The sequence below is a fragment of the Micromonospora sp. NBRC 101691 genome (assembly GCF_030269285.1).
Classification (GTDB): domain Bacteria; phylum Actinomycetota; class Actinomycetes; order Mycobacteriales; family Micromonosporaceae; genus Micromonospora; species Micromonospora echinospora.
On sequence record NZ_BSTB01000006.1, the window covers coordinates 166,102 to 186,955 of the forward strand.

The 20,854-nt window shown below is 72.3% G+C and carries 14 protein-coding genes and 1 pseudogene; 7 read left to right on the forward strand and 8 right to left on the reverse strand.

Annotated elements, in window-relative coordinates:
- Positions 1-144: 144 nt before the first annotated feature.
- Positions 145-1,356, reverse strand: a complete 1,212-nt coding sequence (locus QSK20_RS12590) for a S8 family peptidase (protein WP_285788789.1) — start codon at positions 1,354-1,356, stop codon at positions 145-147.
- A 269-nt stretch (positions 1,357-1,625) separates the two neighbouring features.
- On the reverse strand, positions 1,626-2,195 hold the full coding sequence (locus QSK20_RS12595; RefSeq protein WP_285788790.1) for a TetR/AcrR family transcriptional regulator: 570 nt from the start codon (positions 2,193-2,195) through the stop codon (positions 1,626-1,628).
- 72 nt (positions 2,196-2,267) lie between these two features.
- Between QSK20_RS12595 and QSK20_RS12600 the strand changes: the two genes are divergently transcribed.
- A complete protein-coding gene (locus QSK20_RS12600) occupies positions 2,268-2,756 on the forward strand; it encodes an FBP domain-containing protein (protein ID WP_285788791.1) in 489 nt (162 codons plus the stop codon).
- Positions 2,757-2,788: 32 nt separating this feature from the next.
- On the opposite strand, the pseudogene QSK20_RS12605 reads toward QSK20_RS12600, so the two are convergent.
- A pseudogene (locus tag QSK20_RS12605) lies at positions 2,789-2,992 on the reverse strand (hypothetical protein); the annotation flags it as partial.
- A gap of 193 nt (positions 2,993-3,185) precedes the next feature.
- Here QSK20_RS12605 and QSK20_RS12610 point away from each other — a divergent pair.
- The 4 genes from QSK20_RS12610 (at position 3,186) to QSK20_RS12625 (ending at position 9,697) form a co-directional block, all read left to right on the forward strand.
- Complete coding sequence (locus tag QSK20_RS12610; protein WP_285788917.1) at positions 3,186-4,334, forward strand: helix-turn-helix domain-containing protein; 1,149 nt, start codon at positions 3,186-3,188, stop codon at positions 4,332-4,334.
- Between the two features lie 334 nt (positions 4,335-4,668).
- Positions 4,669-5,868, forward strand: coding sequence for a helix-turn-helix domain-containing protein (locus QSK20_RS12615; RefSeq protein WP_285788793.1), 1,200 nt, complete (start codon positions 4,669-4,671; stop codon positions 5,866-5,868).
- Positions 5,869-6,458: 590 nt separating this feature from the next.
- Positions 6,459-8,051 carry a glycoside hydrolase family 64 protein gene (locus QSK20_RS12620; protein WP_285788794.1) on the forward strand — a complete coding sequence of 531 codons (1,593 nt, stop codon included), beginning with the start codon at positions 6,459-6,461 and terminating at the stop codon, positions 8,049-8,051.
- 89 nt (positions 8,052-8,140) lie between these two features.
- The gene (locus QSK20_RS12625) at positions 8,141-9,697 is read left to right on the forward strand and encodes a ricin-type beta-trefoil lectin domain protein (RefSeq protein ID WP_285788795.1); all 1,557 of its coding nucleotides are present in this window, start codon (positions 8,141-8,143) and stop codon (positions 9,695-9,697) included.
- Positions 9,698-9,844: 147 nt separating this feature from the next.
- Here the strand turns inward: QSK20_RS12625 and QSK20_RS12630 are convergent, their stop codons facing one another.
- The 4 genes from QSK20_RS12630 to QSK20_RS12645 all read right to left on the reverse strand — a co-directional run bounded on the left by QSK20_RS12630 (position 9,845) and on the right by QSK20_RS12645 (position 16,904).
- Positions 9,845-10,579, reverse strand: coding sequence for a DUF8817 family protein (locus tag QSK20_RS12630; protein WP_285788796.1), 735 nt, complete (start codon positions 10,577-10,579; stop codon positions 9,845-9,847).
- Between the two features lie 55 nt (positions 10,580-10,634).
- Entirely contained in the window at positions 10,635-11,318 is a 684-nt protein-coding gene (locus QSK20_RS12635; protein WP_285788797.1) for a DnaJ-like cysteine-rich domain-containing protein, read from the reverse strand.
- Positions 11,319-11,500: 182 nt separating this feature from the next.
- On the reverse strand, positions 11,501-15,838 hold the full coding sequence (locus tag QSK20_RS12640) for a S8 family serine peptidase (RefSeq protein ID WP_285788798.1): 4,338 nt from the start codon (positions 15,836-15,838) through the stop codon (positions 11,501-11,503).
- A 274-nt stretch (positions 15,839-16,112) separates the two neighbouring features.
- On the reverse strand, positions 16,113-16,904 hold the full coding sequence (locus tag QSK20_RS12645; RefSeq protein WP_285788799.1) for a hypothetical protein: 792 nt from the start codon (positions 16,902-16,904) through the stop codon (positions 16,113-16,115).
- Positions 16,905-17,094: 190 nt separating this feature from the next.
- On the opposite strand from QSK20_RS12645, the gene QSK20_RS12650 reads away from it, so the two are divergent.
- Positions 17,095-17,976 carry an AfsR/SARP family transcriptional regulator gene (locus QSK20_RS12650; RefSeq protein ID WP_285788800.1) on the forward strand — a complete coding sequence of 294 codons (882 nt, stop codon included), beginning with the start codon at positions 17,095-17,097 and terminating at the stop codon, positions 17,974-17,976.
- Between the two features lie 135 nt (positions 17,977-18,111).
- Positions 18,112-18,819 carry a DUF6585 family protein gene (locus QSK20_RS12655; protein WP_285788801.1) on the forward strand — a complete coding sequence of 236 codons (708 nt, stop codon included), beginning with the start codon at positions 18,112-18,114 and terminating at the stop codon, positions 18,817-18,819.
- Positions 18,820-19,037: 218 nt separating this feature from the next.
- Here QSK20_RS12655 and QSK20_RS12660 read toward each other — a convergent pair whose 3' ends face one another.
- Complete coding sequence (locus QSK20_RS12660; RefSeq protein ID WP_285788802.1) at positions 19,038-20,807, reverse strand: ABC transporter ATP-binding protein; 1,770 nt, start codon at positions 20,805-20,807, stop codon at positions 19,038-19,040.
- Between the last annotated feature and the right edge of the window lie 47 nt (positions 20,808-20,854).

Below are 20,854 nucleotides of genomic sequence, written 5' to 3' on the forward strand. Positions count from 1 at the left end.
CCCCGGCCAGCCCTCCTCGTTCGCCCCCTCAGTGTCGGACGGCGGACCGGTGGCGCGTCGCGGAACGGCGTGAGGAACCCGGCGGAGCGTGGCGTCGGGGCGCGGCCTCCCGACGCCGACGGGTTCCGGCGGGTGCCGCCCGGGTCAGAGCAGCGGGTCCACGTACAGCAGGCGCAGGTTGTTGACCGGGGTCGCCTGGGCCGTCAGGTACGCCTTCACCTGGCTCGGCGTCCACGTCGGGTACCGCTGGAGCACGCGGGCGGCGGCCCCGGCGACGTGCGGCGCTGCCGTGGAGGTGCCACTGGAGAGCGCGGTGGCGTTGTTGGTGGTGTGCCAGGCCGCGGGGATGTTCACGCCCGGCGCGTGCAGGTCCACGCAGGTGCCGTAGTTGGAGAAGCTCGCCCGGGTGTCGTCGGGCTGGGTGGCCCCGACCCGGATCGCGGTGGTGACCGCCGCGGGCGAGTAGGCGCACGCATCGGCGTTGTGGTTGCCGGCGGCGACCACGTAGCTGATCCCGGTGGAGACGGAGAACTGCACCGCGCTGTTCAACGCGGCGCTGTAAACGCCGACGACGCCCATCAGGGCCACCGCCGGCTGGCCGGTGACGTGGTGGTCGGTCAGCCACTCCAGGCCGTGGACGACCGTGGACAACGTGGTGGTGTCGGCGCAGTCGAGCACCCGTACCGCGATCGGCCGGGCCGCCTTGGCCACGCCGTTCAGGCTGCCCGCGACCGTGCCGGCGGTGTGGGTTCCGTGGCCGGTGCAGTCGTCGGCGACCGGATCCATGTCGACCACGTCGTAGCCGTGGCTGGCCCGGCCGCTGAACTCCGTGTGGGTGATCCGGATACCGCTGTCGACGACGTAGACGGGGATCCCGTGGCCCGAATTGGTGTAGCTGTACCCGCCGTTCGGAAGCGTCGGCCGCTGGTCGATCCGGTCCAGGTTCCAGGGCGGGTTGGGCTGGGTGGCGGTCGCCCGCATGGTGTGGTTCTGCTCGACGAAGGCGACGGCGGGATCGGCGGCGAGCCGGCGGGCCGCCGCCTCGGGCAGTCGCACCTCGAAGCCGTTGAGGGCGTGGCCGTAGCGGTGGCCGACCGTCCCGCCGTAGCGGTCGGCGAGGGTGTCGGCCCGCCGCGACACGGCGGCGTGGCGGGTGCCGGCCGGTCCGCCGACGGCGGCGTCGTCGAGGACGACGAGGTAGCTTCCGGCGACCGCGGTGGCGCCGCCGGCGTTCAGGATCCCGCCGACGGCCGGTGCCGCGGTCGCCGGTCCGCCGGCCGTGGCGGCGACCAGCGCCGATACGGCGAGCACGCCGGCCACGGTCGACCAGTGACGACGGAGCTCAGGGGTGATCATCGCTGGCGGTCCTCCTCACGGTGGCCGCCACCGGCGGGCGGGCCGCACGATGGCGGTCGGGACGGTACCGACGACGCTAACCGCGTAATCCATGGAGGTCGATGCTGTGGGGGCGCTGGTGGCGGTCACCGAAAACTGACCCACTTGCCCCGCCGGCCGCTGACCGTGACCCGTCACCTCGGCGTCGACCACGGGCGCTGGCCGGCCGGTCGGTCCCCAGCGGCAGCCTGGCGGTCCCGGTGGGCGGCCGACCCGGTGCGGTGTCCCGGTCAGAGCGCGGGCCAGTTCCGCAACAGGGCGTCGAGGGCGTCCAGGACGCGTGCCCAGGTCTCCTGGGTGTCCGGGGCGCTGTGGCTGAACGCGCCGCCCATCTCCAGGCTGACGTACCCGTGGAAGACGCTGCCCAACAAGCGGACCGCGTGCGTCTGGGCCGGCTCGGTCAGGTCGTACCCACGCAGGATCGCCCGGGTCAGCTGGGCGTGTCTGCCACCGGCGCTGGCCGCCGCCGTCTCGGGGTCGAGTCGGAGCTGGGCCGCCGCGTAGCGGCCGGGGTGCTCCCGGGCATAGTCGCGGTAGACGTTCGCGAGGGCGGTGAGCGCGTCCCGACCGGCCCGACCGGCCAGCGCGTCGGCGGCCCGGTCGGCCATCTCCGCCAGGGAGAGCAGGGCGATCCTGGTCCGGAGGTCCTGGGAGCTGCGCACGTGTGAGTACAGGCTCGCGACCTTGACGTCGAACCGCCGGGCGAGCGCCGACACGGTCACCTGCTCGAAGCCGACCTCGTCGGCCAGCTCCGCTCCCGCCCGGGTCAGGCGTTCCGCGTTCAGCCCCACACGTGCCATGCCACTCCTCCCGTCTGCCTTGCGAGATTATGTATTTGCCTAATGCCTTTAGGCAAATTAGCGTTGCCTGTCGTGAAGCCGTTGACCGAACACGAGATCCGTACCGCCTTCGTGAACTGCACCAAGGGCCAGGCGAAGCGGCTGTACGTTCCGCGCGACCTCGCCGACCGCCCCTGGGACGACCTGGACTTCCTCGGCTGGCACGACCCCCAGGCCCCCGACCGTGCCTACCTCGTCGCCGAACTGGACTTCCACCCGAGCGCCCTCGCGTTGCGCCGTCCCAGCCTCGTCGCCGGGCAGACGCGACGCGGCATGTGCTCGATCTGTCTGACCATCCACAGCGGCGTCTCCCTCATGGTTGCGCCGAAGGCAGGCAAGGCCGGGCAGCAGGGCAACTCGGTCGGCACCTACCTGTGCGCCGACCTCGCCTGCTCGCTGTACGTGCGGGGGAAGAAGGACGCCGGTGCCGGTGCCCGGCTCCACGAGTCGCTCACCCTGGAGGAGAAGATCGAACGGACGGTGGCGAACCTCGCCGCGTTCGTCGCCCGGGTGACGGCATGAACCGTCTCGGCCCGGGCGGTCGTCGGGTGACGTCACACGACGAACGTGCCGTCCGGATTCATGATCTCGTCTCGCACCAGCGGCGCGAGAGCTGACCAGCCGCCGTCGTCCACAGCTACCGACAGGCGGATGCGCCCGTCTCCGTCGTCAAGGGCATAGCTGACCACGCTGTACCGCCTGTCGTCCTGGGCGACGACCAGACGTAGCTCCTTGTCGTCGAGCATCGCATGCCAATCTCACGCGACAACGCGCTACGGATCAGCGTTCATGGTGGAGATACCTTATGCATGGCGGCAGATGCTGTGAGTAGGGTTCGGGTGTACCTTCCGTTGTGGCGGCTTGCTGGACAGCGGCCGGCGAGGACGCCAAGTCGGTCTTCTACCGGGGAGCGCGCTGATGTCTCGTCGCCCCATACCTGCCGATCCGTCGATCGGTGATCGCATTCGGGCCCGTCGCGAGATGCGTGGCTGGAGCATTCGCCATGCCGCCAGTCGTGCCGGCATCTCCCACACGTCCTGGTTACGGATCGAGCGCGGCCAGCAGCGTACCGACCGGTACATGGTGGTGGATCTGGCCGCTGCCCTTGAGTGCTCGGTGGTTGACTTGACTGGGCAGCCGTATACGCCCGCCGATCGGCAGCTTGACGCTGCTCGAATCGACGCGGAGCGGGTGTGGCGGATCATGATGGACACGCCCATGGCCGTCCGGCGTGATGTGCCGGCCACCGTCGAGCAGGTGCGTCGGGAGGCCGGGCTCGTGCGTGTCCTGTACGGCCGGTGTGACTACGCGGGTGCCCTGCGTCGGCTCGTCGACCTGGTGCCGGCGATGCACGGTCTGACTGACCGGCGCGCGGCGTTGGCCGAGATGGTGCCGGTGTACGGCGTGGCGATGGGTTCCCTGCTCAACGTCAGCTATCCGGCTCACGCGTGGCTTGCCGCAGAGCGCTGTGCCGAGGCGGCGGGCCTGCTCGATGATCCGGTGGCGGCGGGGGTGGCGGCGGCCAACCGGGGGCGGGTGTCCGCCTACTCCGGCGCGTACGGGCCGGCACGGGCGCTGTGTGACGCGGCGGGTGCCGACCTCGCGGGTAGCGGGGCGGTCGGTGCTCTGGACGTGCTCGGCTTCCTGCACCTGGCACGGGCGCATCACCTTGCCGGCCTGCGCGACCAGGCGAGCGCCGAGGATCATCTTGCCGAAGCGGCGCGGATTGCCGCGCATACCGGGGAGACCGAGAGCTGGGATCTCGCCTGGGGCCCACGGAACGTGGCGTTGTGGCGGATGGCCTTTCAGCTCGACACAGGCCGTCCGGAGGGGGCGATGCAGACGGCCGCCGGCATGGACCTGACCGGCCTGCCGCCGGTACGGCAGGTGTACTTCTGGCTCGACATGGGGCGGGCCGCTGAGGCTGTCGGCCGGGACCGGGACGCGGTGCGGATGCTGCTCGCCGCGGAACGAGTCGGCCCACAGCACGCCCGTTCGTCGACGTCGGCCCGGGAGACGGTGCGGTCGTTGCTGCGGCGGGGCGCAACCTCACCAGAGCTGCGGGGGCTCTGCGAGCGAATGAGCATGACGGCACAGTAATCGGCCGATAGTGGTGCGTAAGCGTTCCAGGGGTCATGTTTGCTTTCCGTAGCGTCCCGATCACGGGCGTGGCTGTATGGATCCGTGCTGGTAGGACTGCCGCCGCGCCCCTGAGCCGGCGCGGCGGTGGCGGTCCTTCCAAGAGCTCACCGCCGCGTCCTTTCCGGAGGGGTGCAGGTGGGCGATACGCAGCGCGGTCCAGGATCAAGCCGGGGTGAACAGGCGGAGGACGGCGAGCGGGAGGCGGCGAAGCGGCGAATTCTTGCGCAGGCCGAGGCGGATCGGGTACCGGTCGAGGAGACGACCCGCGTGGTGCCGGACCGGCGGTGGCGTCGTGGACCGCACTGACCTGCTGCCGGTCGGTCGTCGGGTGGCGTACTGGCGAGGACGGCGGAAGCTGTCGCAGCAGGTACTCGCGGATCGGCTGGGAAAGTCCAAGAGCTGGGTCGACAAGGTCGAGCGGGGTGTCCGGTCGCTCGACAAGGTGTCGACGCTTCAGAACATCGCCGCTGTGCTGCGGATCGACACGGCGGTGCTGCTCGGTCGGGACGCTCAGCCGGCCGGGCTGATCGAGCGTGTCGAGGGTGTGGAGCGGATCCGGGTGGCGCTGTCGACGTACGAGATCGCGTTGGAGCGCCCATCGGCCCGCCGGGTGCTGCCGGGCGATCGGCTGGCGCGGGAGGTCGCACATGTGTGGACGACCTTCCAGCACGCCCGCTACCCGCAGGTCGTCGATCTGCTGCCGCAGTTGGTGGCCAGCGCGCAGCGCACCCACACCCACGATCCCGACAGGGGCCGGGTGCCGCTGGTGGAGGCGTACCGCGTGACGGCCGCGCTGTTGGTGAAGCTCGGTGCCCCCGACGTGGCGTGGTTGGCCGTTGACCGGGCGATGGCCGTCGCCACCGGTGACCGGGTGTCGGTGGCTGCCGCTGCCGTGCAGCTCGGTCAGGTGTTGCGCGCTTCAGGGCGGGCGCGAGTGGCGAAGTCGGTGACGCTGACGGCGGCGTACCGCATCGCCCCGCCAATGATCGAGTTCGGCGACCCGTCGGAGCTGTCCCTGTGCGGAACACTACTGGTGCAGGCGGCCCTGGCCGCCGCCCGTGACGGGGACGACGGCACCGCCGTCGAGCTGATCGACGAAGCCGCCGAGATGGCGGCGCAAGTGGGCGACGGGCACGACTTCTACCGGACCGGGTTCGGGGCGACGGCGGTGGAGTTGGCCCGGATCGCCGTGGCCGTGGAGTCGGGTGACGCGGAGGAGGCCATGGCCCGGCACGAGAGGGTGACCAGGCGGGACGGCTGGCGGTGGCTGGCCGCCGAACACCGCGCCGCGTACCTGGTCGACGTTGCCCGCGCCTACCTGCACGCCGGCGACCCGGTCAGCGCCGGCAGGGTCCTGGTCGAGGCCGACCGGATCGCGCCGGCCGAGATTCGCCACCGACCAGCCAGCCGAAAAATCCTTGCCCAGGTCGCCCGCGATCCTGCCGCCCCGACGACGCTCAGCCACCTCGCCGCGACGCTCGGGGCGGGCTGAACGGTGACCGCGCCGTTCCTGTCCCTGGCGCAGATCCGCAACCGGCTGATCCTCGCCGCCCGGGCGGTCCTCCGCGACCATCGACCCGGACCCGACGGACGCTGTCCGATCTGCCAGATCGCAGACTGCCCGGTCTCGGCCGCCGCCCGCAACGTCCTCCGTGCTGCTGAGGAAGTACCACAGCGGAGTGTCACGACCGAGCCGACCGAACCCGACCCGAAGGGCCGTCAGTAGGCCGGATGACCTCGGACGGCAGCCTGTCCGACCGGCTCGCCGCCAGTTCGCATCGAGCGTGGGGCCGTCCTCGTGGTCGCGCTGCGCGACTCTTCGGGCACGTGCCGGGACTGGACTCCGGGGAGGCCATGCTCAGCGCGGAGGACGACCGGTGGGCGCATGGACGGGGCAGCTCCACAGCGTGCCGACGAACTACCCACCGCGCCGCGCGGAATCGGGCCGGACCACTGCGTATCGCCGACCCGGGGCGTTCTGCGGCACCTGGTCGGCCCCTGTTAAGTATTGACAAACTTTGTTTCCAGTTGCAGCCTGTGAGAGCGCTCTCTCAACCGTTTCCCCACGCCTGAGGTGGTCCTATGAGCGTTCGACGACACCTGTTCGCCATCGTCTCCGCCCTCCTCGTCACCATCGCGGCGACCGTCCACGCGACGCCCGCGCGTGCGGTCGGGCCAGCCCTGCTACCCGTCACGATCACCAACAACACCGGCCGGGCCGAGGCCACGCACCTGTACGTCATCGGCACGCAGCTCTCCAGCGGCCGGCTCGGCTACGTGACGGCCGGCGGCTCGTTCGTGCCGTGGACCGGCGGCCAGATCCCGCCGTCGCCCGCGCCCGACGCCTCCATCCCGGGCCCCGGCAACGGAGGCCGCACCACCATCCAGTTCCCCCGGGGCTTCTCCGGGCGGGTCTACTTCTCCTTCGGGGAGAAGCTCAAGTTCTTCCTCACCCCGGACGGCCTGGTGCAACCCGCGCCCTGGGCGGCCGGCGACCCGAACCGGAACATCCTGTTCGACTGGAGCGAGTTCACCTACAACGACGCCGGTCTCTGGCTGAACAGCTCCCAGGTGGACATGTTCGCCGTGCCGCACGCCGTCACCGTCACCGGCGCCAACGGGGTCACCAAGCGGACCGGTGACGTCGTCAGCAACGGCCGCGCCAACATCATCAACGGGATCCGGGCGCAGGCCGGCTGGGGGAACTCCGTGTACACCCGGTCGGACGGCACGGTGCTGCGGGTCCTGGCCCCGGGCAAGGCCGCCGGCGCGGGCCTGTTCAGCCCGACCTACCTCGACCCCTACATCGCCTCGGCGTGGAACGCGTACACCACGAAGACGTTGACCGTGGTGCCCTTCGCCGACCAGCCCGGCATCCGCTACTTCGGCCGGACCTCGGGCAGCACGATGACCTTCACCAACGGGTCCGGCCAGGTGGTGGCGTCCTTCCAACGGCCCTCGTCGGCCAGCGTCTGGGGCTGCGACGGCCAGCTGCACGCCCCCAACGACCAGGTCGTCGGCCCGATCGCCCGGACGCTCTGCGCGGCGCTGAACCGGGGCACCCTCGGCACCATCGACACGCAGCCCAGCCTCAACCCGGCCGAGTTCTACCGCAGCAACCCCACCAACCAGTACGCCCGGGTGATCCACGCCAACATGGTCGACGGCAAGGCGTACGCGTTCGCCTTCGACGACGTCGGGGCCTTCGAGTCGCTGGTGCACGACGGTGACCCGCGCGCCGCCGGTGTGGTGCTCAGCCCGTTCGGTGGGGGCGGCAGCACCCCGACGCCGACCGGCGTGCCGGTGCTGAGCAACTGGAACAACAAGTGCATCGACGTGCCCAACTCGAACTTCGCCGACCGGGTGCCGCTCCAGATGTGGACCTGCAACGGCACCAACGCCCAGAAGTGGACCTTCTCCGGCAACGCGGTGCGGAGCCAGAACAACAAGTGCATGGACGTCGACGGCGGCGCTACCGGCAACGGCGCGGTCGTCCAGCTCTACGCCTGCAACGGCACCGGCGCGCAGCAGTTCACCCTCACCGCCGCCGGTGACCTGCTCAACCTGGCCAGCAACCGGTGCGTCGACATCAAGGACTGGAACAGCGGCGACGGCGCCCGGCTGCAGCTCTGGGACTGCGCCGGCAGCGCCAACCAGAAGTTCCGCACCGGCTGAACTGCCGCCGGTTCGGCCATCCCCTCGACCCGGCGGCGGGGCCGCCCCGCCGCCGGGCAGCACCAGATCCCCCGTAGGAAAGGACACCGATGAAGTCGTTCCTCGCGCTGCTCGCCACCGGTGTGGCGGTCGTCGGGCTGACCGTGCCCGCCGCTGCCGCGCCCCCGCCCGACCCGGACCCGGCCGACCGGACCGGAGCGGCCCGCGTCGACGCCGCCGACCTGCCCGCCGGCATGGCCGAGGCGATGCGCCGGGACCTCGGCCTGACCGACCGGCAGATCGCCGACCGGTTGCGGGTCGAGGCCGCCGCCGCCGTGGTCGACAAGCGGCTGCGCGCCGGGCTGGGGGCACGGTACGCCGGCTCCTGGCTGGCCGCCGGTGACCGGCTCACGGTGGCGGTCACCGACGCCTCCGTCGCGGACGCCGTCCGGGCCGAGGGGGCCGAACCCCGCCTCGTCTCCCGGAGCCTGGCCGCGCTCACCGCCGCCCAGAACCGTCTCGACGGGTACGCCGCCCGCCACCGCCCGACCGACGTGGTACGGAGCTGGTACACCGACGTCACCGACAACAGCCTCGTGGTGACGGTGGCCCCCGGCGGCACCGCGTCGGCCCGCGACTTCGTCGCGCGCAGCGGGATCTCCGCCGCCCTGGTCCGCTACGTCGTCGCGCCCGAGGCGCCCCGTCCGCTCTACGACATCCGGGGCGGCGACCAGTACGTGATCAACCGGAACACGCTCTGCTCGGTGGGCTTCGCCGTCGCCGGCGGCTTCGTGACCGCCGGCCACTGCGGGGGCACCGGCAGCCCCACCCTCGGCTACAACAACGTGAACCAGGGCACCTTCGCCGGCTCGTCGTTCCCGGGCAACGACTACGGCTGGGTGCGGACCAACGCCGACTGGACGCCCCGGCCGTGGGTCAACAACTACGCCGGCGGGAACGTGTCGGTCGCCGGCTCCACCGACGCCGTGATCGGCGCCGGGGTGTGCCGCTCCGGCCGGACGACCGGGTGGCGCTGCGGCACGCTCCTCGGCCGCAACGAGACGGTCAACTACCCGCAGGGCGCGGTCTCGGGTCTGCACCGCAGTAACGCCTGCGCCGAGGGCGGCGACTCCGGCGGCGCGTGGCTCGCCGGAAACCAGGCGCAGGGCGTGACCTCCGGCGGCTCCGGCAACTGCACGAGCGGCGGGACGACGTGGTTCCAGCCGGTCAACGAGATCCTCGGTGTCTACGGGCTGTCGCTGGTCACCACCGGCGGCGGGGGACCGGGCACCCGGATCGTCAGCAACTGGAACAACAAGTGCATCGACGTGCCGAACTCCAACTTCTCCGACGGCGTACCGCTGCAGACCTGGACCTGCAACGGCACCTCCGCGCAGAGCTGGACCTTCACCGGCGGCACGCTGCGCACCCAGAACAACAAGTGCATGGACGTCGCCTGGGGCTCCCGCGAGAACGGCGCGGTCATCCAGATCGCCAACTGCAGCGGCAACCCGGCCCAGCAGTTCGTCCTGTCCGCCGCCGGTGACCTGGTGAACCCGCAGGCCAACAAGTGCGTGGACATGAAGGACTGGGTCAGCGGCGACGGCGGCCGGTTGCAGCTCTGGGACTGCGCCGGCACCCTCAACCAGAAGTGGCGCACCGCCTGACCCACCCCGCCCCACCCACAACGGCGCTTACCGGCCGGACCGGTCACCCCCGGTCCGGCCGGCACCGCCCCGTCGATCATGGAGTTCGGGCACCAGCCGGGCTGCTACAAACGCCGCAGATCGTGTGCCACAACTCCATGATCGACGCTAGGACAGCCATTCGCGCAGGTGTGTGACGTTGGCCACCTCGCTCTCCACCCGCTGCCGGTCGGTGTCGGTCAGCTCGACCGTCCGCAGCTGGGCGATCCACTCCTCGGCGCGGTCGGGCTCGTCGAGGGCGACCGCCAGTTCGGCCAGCGTCGCCAGGGCCAGGGCGCGTTCGACCGGCGCAGCCGTTTCGCCGTGCCGGCGCAGCGCCGAGGTGAGCGTCCGGACCGCCGCCCGGTCGTCGTTCTTGAACTCCCGAAGGATGCGGGCGTTGTCGAGGGCCCGCGCGATGCCCTTCAGCGTCTTGGACCCGCCGTACTCCAACTCCTTCTCCTCGTCCCGGCGGATGAAGATGATCGAGTTGCCGGACGGGTCCACGACGGTGAACCGGCTCGCGCCGGGCCGGTGACGGGTGATGCGGGGCAGACCCCGGGCCGGCACCCTGCCGTACGCGGCGCGCAGCCCGGCGCTGAACGCGGCATGGTACGGCGCGACGTCGTCCACCATCACCAGGCAGCCGCCGCTGGTCTCCCGGGTCGGGTCCAGCCCCGCCGGCGCGCCGCCGAAGTGCAGCTCGAAGCCGCTCCAGGCGAAGGCGAGGTAGAGGTAGGGGCGGAGCTGCCGGTAGGTGACCCGGAAGCCGAGCGACTGGTAGAAGGTGAGTGTCTCCTCGGCGGACACGCAGGGCAGCAGCGGCACGGTGGTCTCGTTCGGACGAACCTCGGGATCGGTCACGCCGGCCATTCTGCCGAGGGGAGGGGGTCGACCGCCTATGGCAAATTCGCCGCGGTCAGTCCGACCCCAGTTCCGGGTACTGCCCCCGCTCCCAGCTGTTCAGCGCGTGGATCCACTTCAGACCGGTTCCTTCGCAGATCGGGCAGATCCGCCGGGTGAAGCAGAGCTGGCACCGCTGACGGCGTCGGTCGTCGTCGAGCGTGAAGCCCCGTCCGAGGCAGCAGGGGCACCAGCCGAGACCGTCGCACTCGTAGCAGAGCAGCGCCCCGTTAGGCAGGGCGTCGGCGGTGACGATCGGCTCGGGCGGGACGAACCCGACCGGTTCGTAGAGCAGGACGTGCGGCGTCTGGCCACTGATGCCGTAGCCGTCCCCGCGGTGGCTGACACCCGGCTGCCGCCCGAAGGCGTACAGGCTGATCACGAATCCGTCGCGGCGGGCGACGGTACGGGTCTCGGCCGGGCCGGTCTCCTCCTCGACGGCCCAGCCCCACCCACTGAGCAGGTCCGCTCCGTGTCGGACGGCGTGTGCGGCGGACCGGTGCTTCCGCGCGGTCAGGGTCACGGTGGCCGTGTAGGCGTGTCGCAGCGGCTCCTGCCAGTCGAGGATGGCCGGCTCCGGCAGCAGGTCGATCTCGGGTTGCTGGTCCGGTTCGAGGAGCCTGACCAGGTGCGCCATGGTGTCACGGAGGATGATGGCGGCGCGGTCCAACTTCTCCCGGGCCCAGGGGATCCCGGCCATCGCCGCCGCCTCCCGTCCCCGCAGGTTTCGGCCGGGCGTCGACGACGGCCCGTCCCGGCTCCGAGGGTAGTTCCATCATGGGTCGACGTCGCCCCCGTGCGACGCCCACAACGGGCGGCGGCCCGCCGGTGCGGTCGCGATCCGCGACCGCACCGACGGGCCGGTTCAGCTCCGGTGCCCGGTCAGAGTCCGGCGCACTGGCCGGAGCGTGGTCCGCTGACCGTGTTGGCCACCCCGTCGTTCGTCGGTGCGGGCTCGTTGCCGACGCACCGTAGCGGCCCCTCGATCCGGTTGCCGGAGACCACCACCGGGGTGGTACCGGTGCGGTTGTCGACCAGGCTGACCGGGCCGGTGACCCGGGTGCCGCTGATCGCGACGCGTCCGGTGCCGGCGGTGACCGAGACCGGACCGTCGATCCGGCTGCCGGTCAACTCGACCACACCCGCTCCGGTGGCGGTCACCGGACCCGAGACGGCGGCGTCGAGCGCGATCAGCCCGGCGCCCTTGTCGACCGTCACCGGACCGAACACCGTCGCCCCCGGCGCGAGGCAGGTCACCGTCGTGCCGGTCCGCACCGGACCCCGGTACTCGCCCTTGATCACCCGGTCGCAGGTCTGGTCGGTGACCTCCATCGTCACCGGCAGCGTGACCAGCGGCGTGGTCGCGTCGTCGCTGGTCACGCAGAGCTGGGCCCGGTACGTGCCGGCGGCCAGGCCGGTGCTGTCCAGCGACACCTTCACCTCCGTGCTGCGGCCGGCGCCGGTGCCGGCCGAGGCCCGGTCGACGGACAGCCACGGCACCTCGTCCGGAGTCACGCACGGTTGCAGGTCGGGCAGCCGGACGTGGGTGACGAACCGGGCCGCCCCCTTGTCGTTCTCGACCTCGACCAGCCGGCCGCCCCGGTCGATCTCGTGCACGCCGCGCGAGCTGGTGACCAGGATGTTGCCGTTGCCGAGCGGGTGGACGCCCTGGTAGCCGGTGCCGCCGGGCGGCGTGTAGACGCCGACCAGCTTGCCGTCGGGGTCCATCTCCCACACCCCGGGGGTGGAGCCGCTGCCCCAGCTCGCCACCAGCACGTTGCCGTTCGCCTGCTCGACCATCTGGCCGGGCCAGCTCAGCCCCTCGAAGAAGCGGGGGTTGGCCTGCTTGCCGTCCCGGCTGAAGCTGTGGATGGCGTCGCTGTCGCTGCCGGAGACGAGCACGTCGTCGCCGCGGAAGGTGATGCCCCACGGGCTCTTCAGCCCGTCCGCGCCCGGTGCGACGAAGGGCCCCAGGTACTTCCCGTCGGCGTCGAACTCGACCACCGAGTGGGCGTTGTCCTGACTGGCGACCGTCACCAGGACGGTGCCGCGCGGGGAGACGGTCATGCCCCGGGTGTTGCCCATGATCTTCGGGTCGGCTGCGCCGGCGGCCGGGGCGAACACCCGGTGGAAGCTGCCGTCCAGGCCGTGCTCGGTGACCACCGAGCGCACCTGGTCGGACATGAGGAACCCGGTGCCGTCCGGCTTGGCGACGATCTGGAAGGGCGTGTACAGGCTGGTCGACGGGTCGTACGACACGTGCCGGACGAACTGCGGGTCGATCAGTTTCCCGGAGTGCGGGTCGAACGCCATCACCCCACGGGTCGCGCTGCCCGAGTTGGGGATCAGCAGGACCCCGTCGCGCAGGAGCTTGACCCGCTGCTCGTCCGGACCGGCGTCCGGGTCGTCGAGCCGCCAGTCGAGCACGCCGTGCCCGGTGTTGCGCACCGTGAACGACCGCGTGGTGACCAGCCCGGCCGGCTGCCGCGCCGACAGCGATCGGGGTGCCACCTCGATCTCGGGGACCGGCACGACCGACAGTTCCAGCGCGATCGGCGCACTCCGGCGCTTCGGGTCGTTGCTGGCCAGGCAGAGGTCGGCGCGGAAGTCCCCGCCGTCGTCCAGGCCCGTCGAGTCGAACGTGATCTCGATCTGCTGGTTGCTGAACGGGGCCAGCGTGCCCTGTGCCGGCGTCACCTTGACCCAGGACGGCCAGGCGCAGCCGTCGCCGTCGCCGGTGGCCCGCCAGGTGAGCGTGTCACCACCGGCGTTGCCGACCGTGACGGTGTGCCGCTCGCTCTGCGCCACGTCCATGCTGCTGCGCAGGCTGGTCGGGTCGACGGTCAGCTCCGGCGCGGCGGGCCGGACGGCGACCGGGAGGTGCGCGTCGGCGACCTCCGGTCCGCCCGCGCCGTGCGTGGCGTCGGTGGTCAGCTCGATCGCGCCGAAGAGCCAGCCCTCGCGCGGCGTCCCGGTGACGTCCACGGTGACGGTCAGCTCCTGCCGGGCGCCGGCGGCCAGGGTGAACCGGGCCGGCGTGACGGTCACCCGCGCGCCCGGCGCGGCCTGCGCCGTCACCTGGTAGGTGGCGGCCACCGTGGCGACGCTGGACACGGTCCGGGTGAAGGTGCAGACCTTCAGGCAGTGGTGCTCCACCACGGCCGGCAGGTTCAGCGTCTGCGGCTCGCCGCCGGTGTCGGGGTCGGCCGCGACGAAGTTCTCGGCCGTCTCGTCGAGCACGAGACCCGTCCGGGCGGCCTGGCCCAGGTTGATCCGGCCGGATCCCATGTCGAACGCGTCGGCCGGCGTGACGCCGTCCTCCTTGACCACGCCGTTCCGGTCGGCGGTGACCGCCAGGGCGGAGCGGATCCGGGTCGGCGACCAGTCCGGGTGCAGCGCCGCCAGCAGCGCGCCGGCGCCCGCCACGTGCGGGGACGCCATCGAGGTGCCCTGCATGAACGCGTACCGGACCGGTTCGTTCCGCGTGCCGACGGTGGCGGCGAGGACGTTGCGGCCCGGGGCGGCCATGGTGGGCGCGAGCATGTCGAACTGGCTCGGTCCCCGGGAGCTGAAGTCGGTGACCACGTCGGTCCACGCGTCGTCGCGCAGCACCTCGCTGCCGGCCCCCACCCGCACGGTGACCGGACCGGAGGCGGCGGCCAGGTGGTCGCGCAGACGCTTGCCGTCGGCGAGGCTGACCATGACGGCGGGCAGCGGGCTGCCGGTGAGCGCGCCCATGGTGATCGGGGGACCGCCGTACTGGGTGTGCACCACCACGCCGGTGGCACCGGCGGCGGCCGCGTTGCGGACCTTGACGGCGAAGTCGCAGCCGCCCCGGGGAATCAGGGCCACCCGGCCCCGGAACACGTCCGGCGGGAACATCACGCAGCCCTGCTCGTTGTCGGCGTCGACGGTGCCGGAGAACCGGATCTCACCCTCGATGGGCGGGGCGGGGGAGCCCTCGCCGAGCACGGCGGCGATGCCGGTGAGCGCCGGCGGGACCGGCGTCGGACCGGTCACGTCCAACCGGTGCGCGACGATCCGCTCGTGGCTGACGGCGGCGACGGAGGCGTTCCACGGCGCGGTCTTGGCCACCGTCCGCTCACCCGGTCCGCTGTTGCCGGCGGACGCCGCGACGAAGATCCCCGCCTGGTACGCCTCCAGGAACGCCTGGTCGACGAGGTCGTTCCACGGGTCGTCCCGGCCGGAGATGGAGTAGTTGAGCACGTCGACGCCGTCGTCGATCGCCTGGTCCACCGCCGCGATCGTCGCCGACGAGAAGCAGGACGTGACCACACACACCTTGTAGGAGATGATGTTGGCGCGGGGTGCCACCCCGGAGACGGTCATCTCGTGCGTGTCGGCGCCCACGGTGACGCTCGCCCGGTGCCGGTTGCCGGCGGCGGTCGAGGCGGTGTGGCTGCCGTGTCCGTTGTCGTCCCGGGCGCTGGTGCCGGTCATCGCCCAGGCGCCGATCAGCTTGTCGTTGCAGATCGGGTCGTGGTTCGGGCGGGCCGGGTCGCAGACCCCGACGTACGAGCCCGCGCCACGCGGGTTGGTGTGCCGGTAGCCGTCGCCGTCCACCGCCGCGAACGACGGGTGCCCGGGGGTGATCCCGGAGTCCAGGACGCCGACGACGACCCCCTCGCCCCGGGTCGCCACCTGCTCCGGCGTGCGTCCCTCCCAGACCGCGTCCGACCGGATCAGCGCGTTGCTGGTGTCCGTCTCCATGGTCAGGGTCGCGTCGGGCACGACCGCCGCCACTCCCGGCAGGCCGGACAGGTACCGGGCCTCGTCCGGGGTGACCGCGACGGCCAGGCCGTTGAGCACGTTCCGGTAGCTGTGCGCGACCTTCACCTGGCGGCCCAGGGTGGTCTCGATCTCGTCCACCAGCGCGTCCTGCTGCTGCGCCAGCTCCCGGACGTACGAGGTGCTCGCCGTGGACCGGGCGTCGATCCGGCCGGCGGGCGCGGCGGCGGAGCGGGCGGCCACCAGCGACGGCCGGTCCAGTTTCACCAGCCACAGCCCGCTCGCGGGCTGCCGCTGGTCGGGTTTCGGCTGCTCGGGAGTGTCCTGGCCGCCCGGCAGCGGCGCGCGGGTGGGCGCCGCCGTGGCGGGCACGGTGACGCCGGCGAGCAGCAGGGCGCTCGCGGCCACCACCGTGACCAGGCGGGAGGGGGTCGTCAGGGTTGGTCTTCTTCGATAGCGGGGCTGGGCCACCGTGCGCTCCTCGTTCACCGTGCGGCGCGATCGATCGATGGGTCGCTGTCTGCTCAGAGCCGGGGAGAGCTCGGGCTGCTCGGCGCGATCGTGTGCCAACTTAGATGATCATCGAGGTCACGGCAATGAACTGTGCACATGCCTGGATGCGCCGCCGTGCGGGCGGTCGCGCGGGAGGGTCGTTCGGTGGAGTGACGGTGAGCCGTCCGAACGGCGCTGGCCGGCCGTTCGGACGAGGTGACTCACCGGCTCCGACGGTCGTCGGGATCGGCGGTCAGTCGAGGGTGGAGACCCCGCCGGTCGTCGGCGTGGACATCCGGCCGTTCTCCTTCGTGCGGATGTAGAAGCGGTAGAAGGTGTTCGAGACGAGCCCGGTGATGGTGTGGCTGTACCAGCCGGTTCCCGGGTTGGGGCCGACGTGCACGGTGCGCGACTCGGGGGTGAGCACCCAGTGCCCGTCGTCGTTCATCCGGCGGGCCATCCAGTCGTAGGTGATCTGGTAACCCTCCTCGGCGGTGGAGAGGTCGGTGAAGCCCACGACGATCGCGTCCTGCCCGTTGGTGACGACGGGCGTGAGGCTCAGGTTGGCCGGCGGGGTCGCCTCCACCGTGTACGTCAGGTAGTTCAGGAGGCTCGAGTACGGCGCCGCCGGCTGGGTGCCGTCGGGCACGTTGACCAGGGTGATCAACACCTGGTGGGTGCCGACGGTCGACGGCGCGGGCACGGTGATGTCGAAACCGACGTTGCCGCCCTGCCCGGCGTGCCACAGCCCGGCGGTGTACCCGCCGACGAACGGCCCGTCCACGTTCACCCAGATCGTCACCGGTCCACCGTTGACGTCCCGGGCCCACCCCCGGACGTTGAAGGTGCCGTGGGCGAAGCCGTACGACTCGACCCGGCCGGTCGGCGACTTGTCGCTGCCCTCCGGCGGCGGCGGGTCCTCGATCGGGTTGCAGATCGGCGGTGGCACGGGGACCTCGCAGTCGGGCGCGGCGGCGGCGGGCGCGGCGACGGCGACGGTGGCCGCGACCACCGCCCCGGCGAGGAGCGTGAGGAAACGTCTCATGTGGGCAGCGAATCGGCCCGGTCTGGGATCCGTCTGGGAAACCGTCGGGACAGTCGGCTACCCGACTGGCCGGCGCCCCAACCTTCCCGACGACCGACGGCGTCTCCAGTGATCGACAGGGAGCCGTCGTGATCCGACGCGCCGGCACCGGTGGCGGAGGGGGATGACGGTGGGGGCGGAGAGAAGGCCGGTGACCGGTACGGAGACCGACGTCGACCTGCGGGTGCTCGGCCCGGTCGAGGCCGTGCGCGCCGGGCGGCCGGTGGCGCTCGGTGGCCGTCGGCAGCGTCTGGTGCTGGCGGCGCTGCTGGTCGCCCAGGGCCGGATGCTGCCGGTGGACCGGTTGCGGGAGCTGGTGTGGGGTGACGGCGAGCGGGTCGCCAGCCGGGCCACGCTCTACGGGTACGTCGCCGGCCTGCGGCGCGTGCTGGAACCGGAGCACGCGGCCCGCCGGGGCGACGTGCTCGTCCACGCGGGGACCGGCTACGCGCTCCGACTGCCTCCGGGGCGGGTCGACGCGGAACGGTTCACGGCGCTGGTGGAGACCGGTGGGGCGCAGCTCGACCGGGGGCGGCCCGTCGAGGCGGCGACCACCCTCGACACCGCGTTGGCCCTCTGGCGGGGCCCGGCCTTCGCCGATCTCGGCGACGTGCCCTTCGTCCTGCCGGCGGTGACCCGGCTGGCGGCGGCCCGCGCCGCCGCCGTGGAGCTGCGGTTGACGGCGTTGCTCCAGGCGGGACGGCACGCCGCCCTGGTCGGCGAGCTGGAGGCGCTGGTCATCGAGGAGCCCCTGCGTGAGCGGGGGTGGGAGCTGCTGGCCACCGCGCTCTACCGGGACGGCCGGCAGGGGGACGCGCTCGCCGTGCTCCGGCGTGCCCGCCGCACCCTGGCCGAGCAGCTCGGCGCGGACCCGGGGCCGGCCCTGCGGCGGATCGAGGCCGCGATCCTCCACCACGACGTGACGCTCGCCCCGGCCGCCGTGTCGGCGCCCGCTCGGCACCGGCCCCGTCGTCCGCCGGCCGGACGGGTCCTGCGGGTACGCCGGGCTGCGCCGGGACGACCGTCCCCGTGACGTCCCGCCCGGCCCGGCCGCGTCCCGACGTCATGTCCTGAGTGGAGCGGACACGAGGTGGGTCGCGTAGAGTTCCCTCGTCCAGCGACCGTTCCCGGGCAGCGTTGGGCGGCCGTCGGTCACCACCCCGACCGGGTGGACCTGTCCGTCCGCGATCCTCCGGAGTTCCAGGTGAACGACAACGGCGCACGACCCGGTGACCCGGCGGCCGTACCGGGCGGCGGGCAGGACCTGGGCGCCCCGGTCATGACGGCCGCACCCCGCAGGAGCCTCTTCGGCCGACGGTGGCGGGGCGCCGAACTCCACCTGTTCACCGGCGGACTGCGGGTCACCGCGCCCGACGGGTTCGGGCGGAGCTACCGGTGGGAGTCGGTCCGGGTCCTCCAGAACCACACCCGGGTCAACGGAGGGCTGGTGGAGGCGGTCTACACCCTGATCGACGGCGACGGTACGGCGCTGAGCCTCGGGCCGGGGCACCACGGTCTGCTCGGCCGCCACCTGCAACGGGTGGGGGTCACCTCGGTCACCTGGGGACCGGTCTTCGTCGACCCGATGCGGTGGGGCCCGGAGATTCAGCGCCGGGTGACCGCCGCCCAGCTGCCCGCCGCCCTGGCCCGGCTGAATGCGGGGGAACGGCTGACCTTCGGTGACATCACCGTGGACCGCCACACCGTGTCGGTGAAGGAGAAGACCTGCCGCTGGGCCGACCTCGACGAGATCCGGCTGGTGCACGGGCAGGTGTACTTCGAGAAGGGAGCGGGTCGCCACGTGCTGCCGGCCGTCGTCAGTGCCGGCGTCCCGAACCTCTACGTGTTCCTCGGCCTGGCCGACCAGTTGCGGTGATCAGTCCGGCCCGACCCCTCGGCGGCCTCGACCAGCCACGTGACCAGCGCCTCCATCGCGTCCAGCCGCCGTCGACGTCCGTCCGCGTCCGGGCCCGACCTGCCCCCGAACAGCCGGTGCGTCTCGGTGAGGTGCTGGGCTCCGTACCGGTGGAACGCCACGCCGTCGTTCTCCGCGACCCGCCGGTGGGCCGGGCACGCCGGCCCACCGGGTCGCCGCTACCGCGCCGCGGCCAGGGGCTCCTCGGCCGCTATGCGCAGCGCCTCGACCAGGCGGCGGTAGAGGTCGTCGCCGGCCAGCAGTTCGGCGTGGGTGCCCTCGGCACGGATCCGCCCGTCCTCCAGCACCACGATCCGGTCGGCGTCGAGCACGGTGGAGAGCCGGTGCGCGATGGTCACCACCGCGCCGGCCGCCGCGCGCTGCCGGACGCACTCCTGCAACGCGGCCTCGGTCAGGCCGTCGAGCTGCGCGGTCGCCTCGTCGAGCAGCAACACCTGCGGGGTACGCAGCATCGCCCGCGCCAGCGCGATGCGCTGCCGCTGCCCGCCGGACACCTCGGTGGACGACAGCGGCGTGTCCAGACCCTCCGGCAGTGAGTCGACCTTCTCGTCCAGCCGGACGGCCCGCAGCACCGCGCGGATCTCGTCGTCGGTGGCGTCGGGGTGGGTGAACCGCACGTTGTCCCGGATGGTGCCCGGCACCACCGGCGTCTCCTGCTCGACGTAGGCGAGCCGGGCCCGCACCTCGTCGGGCCGGTACGCGGCGTACGGACGGCCGTCGAGGAGCAGTTGCCCGTGCTCGGGTTCGAGGAAGCGCAGGATGAGCGAGAAGAGCGTGGTCTTGCCGGCCCCCGACGGTCCCACGATCGCGGTGTGCCCGCGCCGGGGGATGACCAGGTCGACGTCGCGCACGGCCGGCGGCGTGTCCGGGCCGTACCGGGCGGTGACCCCACGGAAGACCAGCACCGGCTGCTCCGGGTCGGCGGTGTCCGGACGCGGCGTCGACGTGGACGCCGGGCCGGCCGGTTCGGTCGCCATCGTCCCGACCTCGCGGATCCGCCCGGCCGCCGCGATCCCGGCCTGCAACGCCGTGGTGTTCTGGGTCAGCTCGGTGATCGGACCCATCAGCTGGAACACGTACAGCAGGAAGGCGATCAGGCTGGAGATCTCCAGCAGGTCACGCTGGGCACGCCAGGCGCCGATGCCCAGGATCACGATCACCGCGAGCTGGATGCCCGTCCAGGCGATCGTCCAGACCGACGCGGTCACCAGCGCCGCCCGTACGCTGTGCGTCGCGACCTGCCGGGCGTCGTCGACGATCCGTTCGGTGACCCGGGCCTCGGCCCGGCTGGCCTTGACCGTCCGGACCGCGCGCAGCGCGCCCTCCAGCGCGCCGCCGAGCCGACCCATGTGTTCCTGGGCGGCGACCTGTGCCGCCGCGATGCGGGGCATGAGGACGCCCATGACCGCCGCGACCACCAGCACGGCCGCGAGCGTGCAACCCAGCAGGAACAGGTCGAGCACCCCCATCAGCACCAGCGTGCCGACCAGGGCGATGCCCGCGTTGACCAGGCCCACGATGCTGCTGGACGCCTCGCGTAGCAGCTGGGTGTCGGAGGTGGCCCGGGTGACCAGCTCACCGGTGGGTCGGCGCTGCAGTTCACCGACGCGGGCCCGGAAGTAGCGTGCGACCATCGCGGTCCGCGCGTCGAGCACGATCTGCTCGGCGAGTGTCCCGAGCAGCCGCCACTGCCACAACCCGATCGCCGCGCCGACGACGACGAGCACCAGGAGGACGGCGATCGGGCGGGCCATCGACCCGCCGTCGCCGAGGGTGTCCAGGACCCACTTGGTGACCATCGGCGTCGCGAGTCCGGCCGCGTTCGCGGCGAGACCCAGCAGGAGACCGAGGAGCATCGTTCGTCGGTGCGGGACGAGGAACGAGGTGAGCGTGCGCAGCCGGGGGAGCGGCTGGTTGGATGATTCCATTCCCTTAACGGAACATGGCTGTTCCAAGACAGTCAACCGATATACCG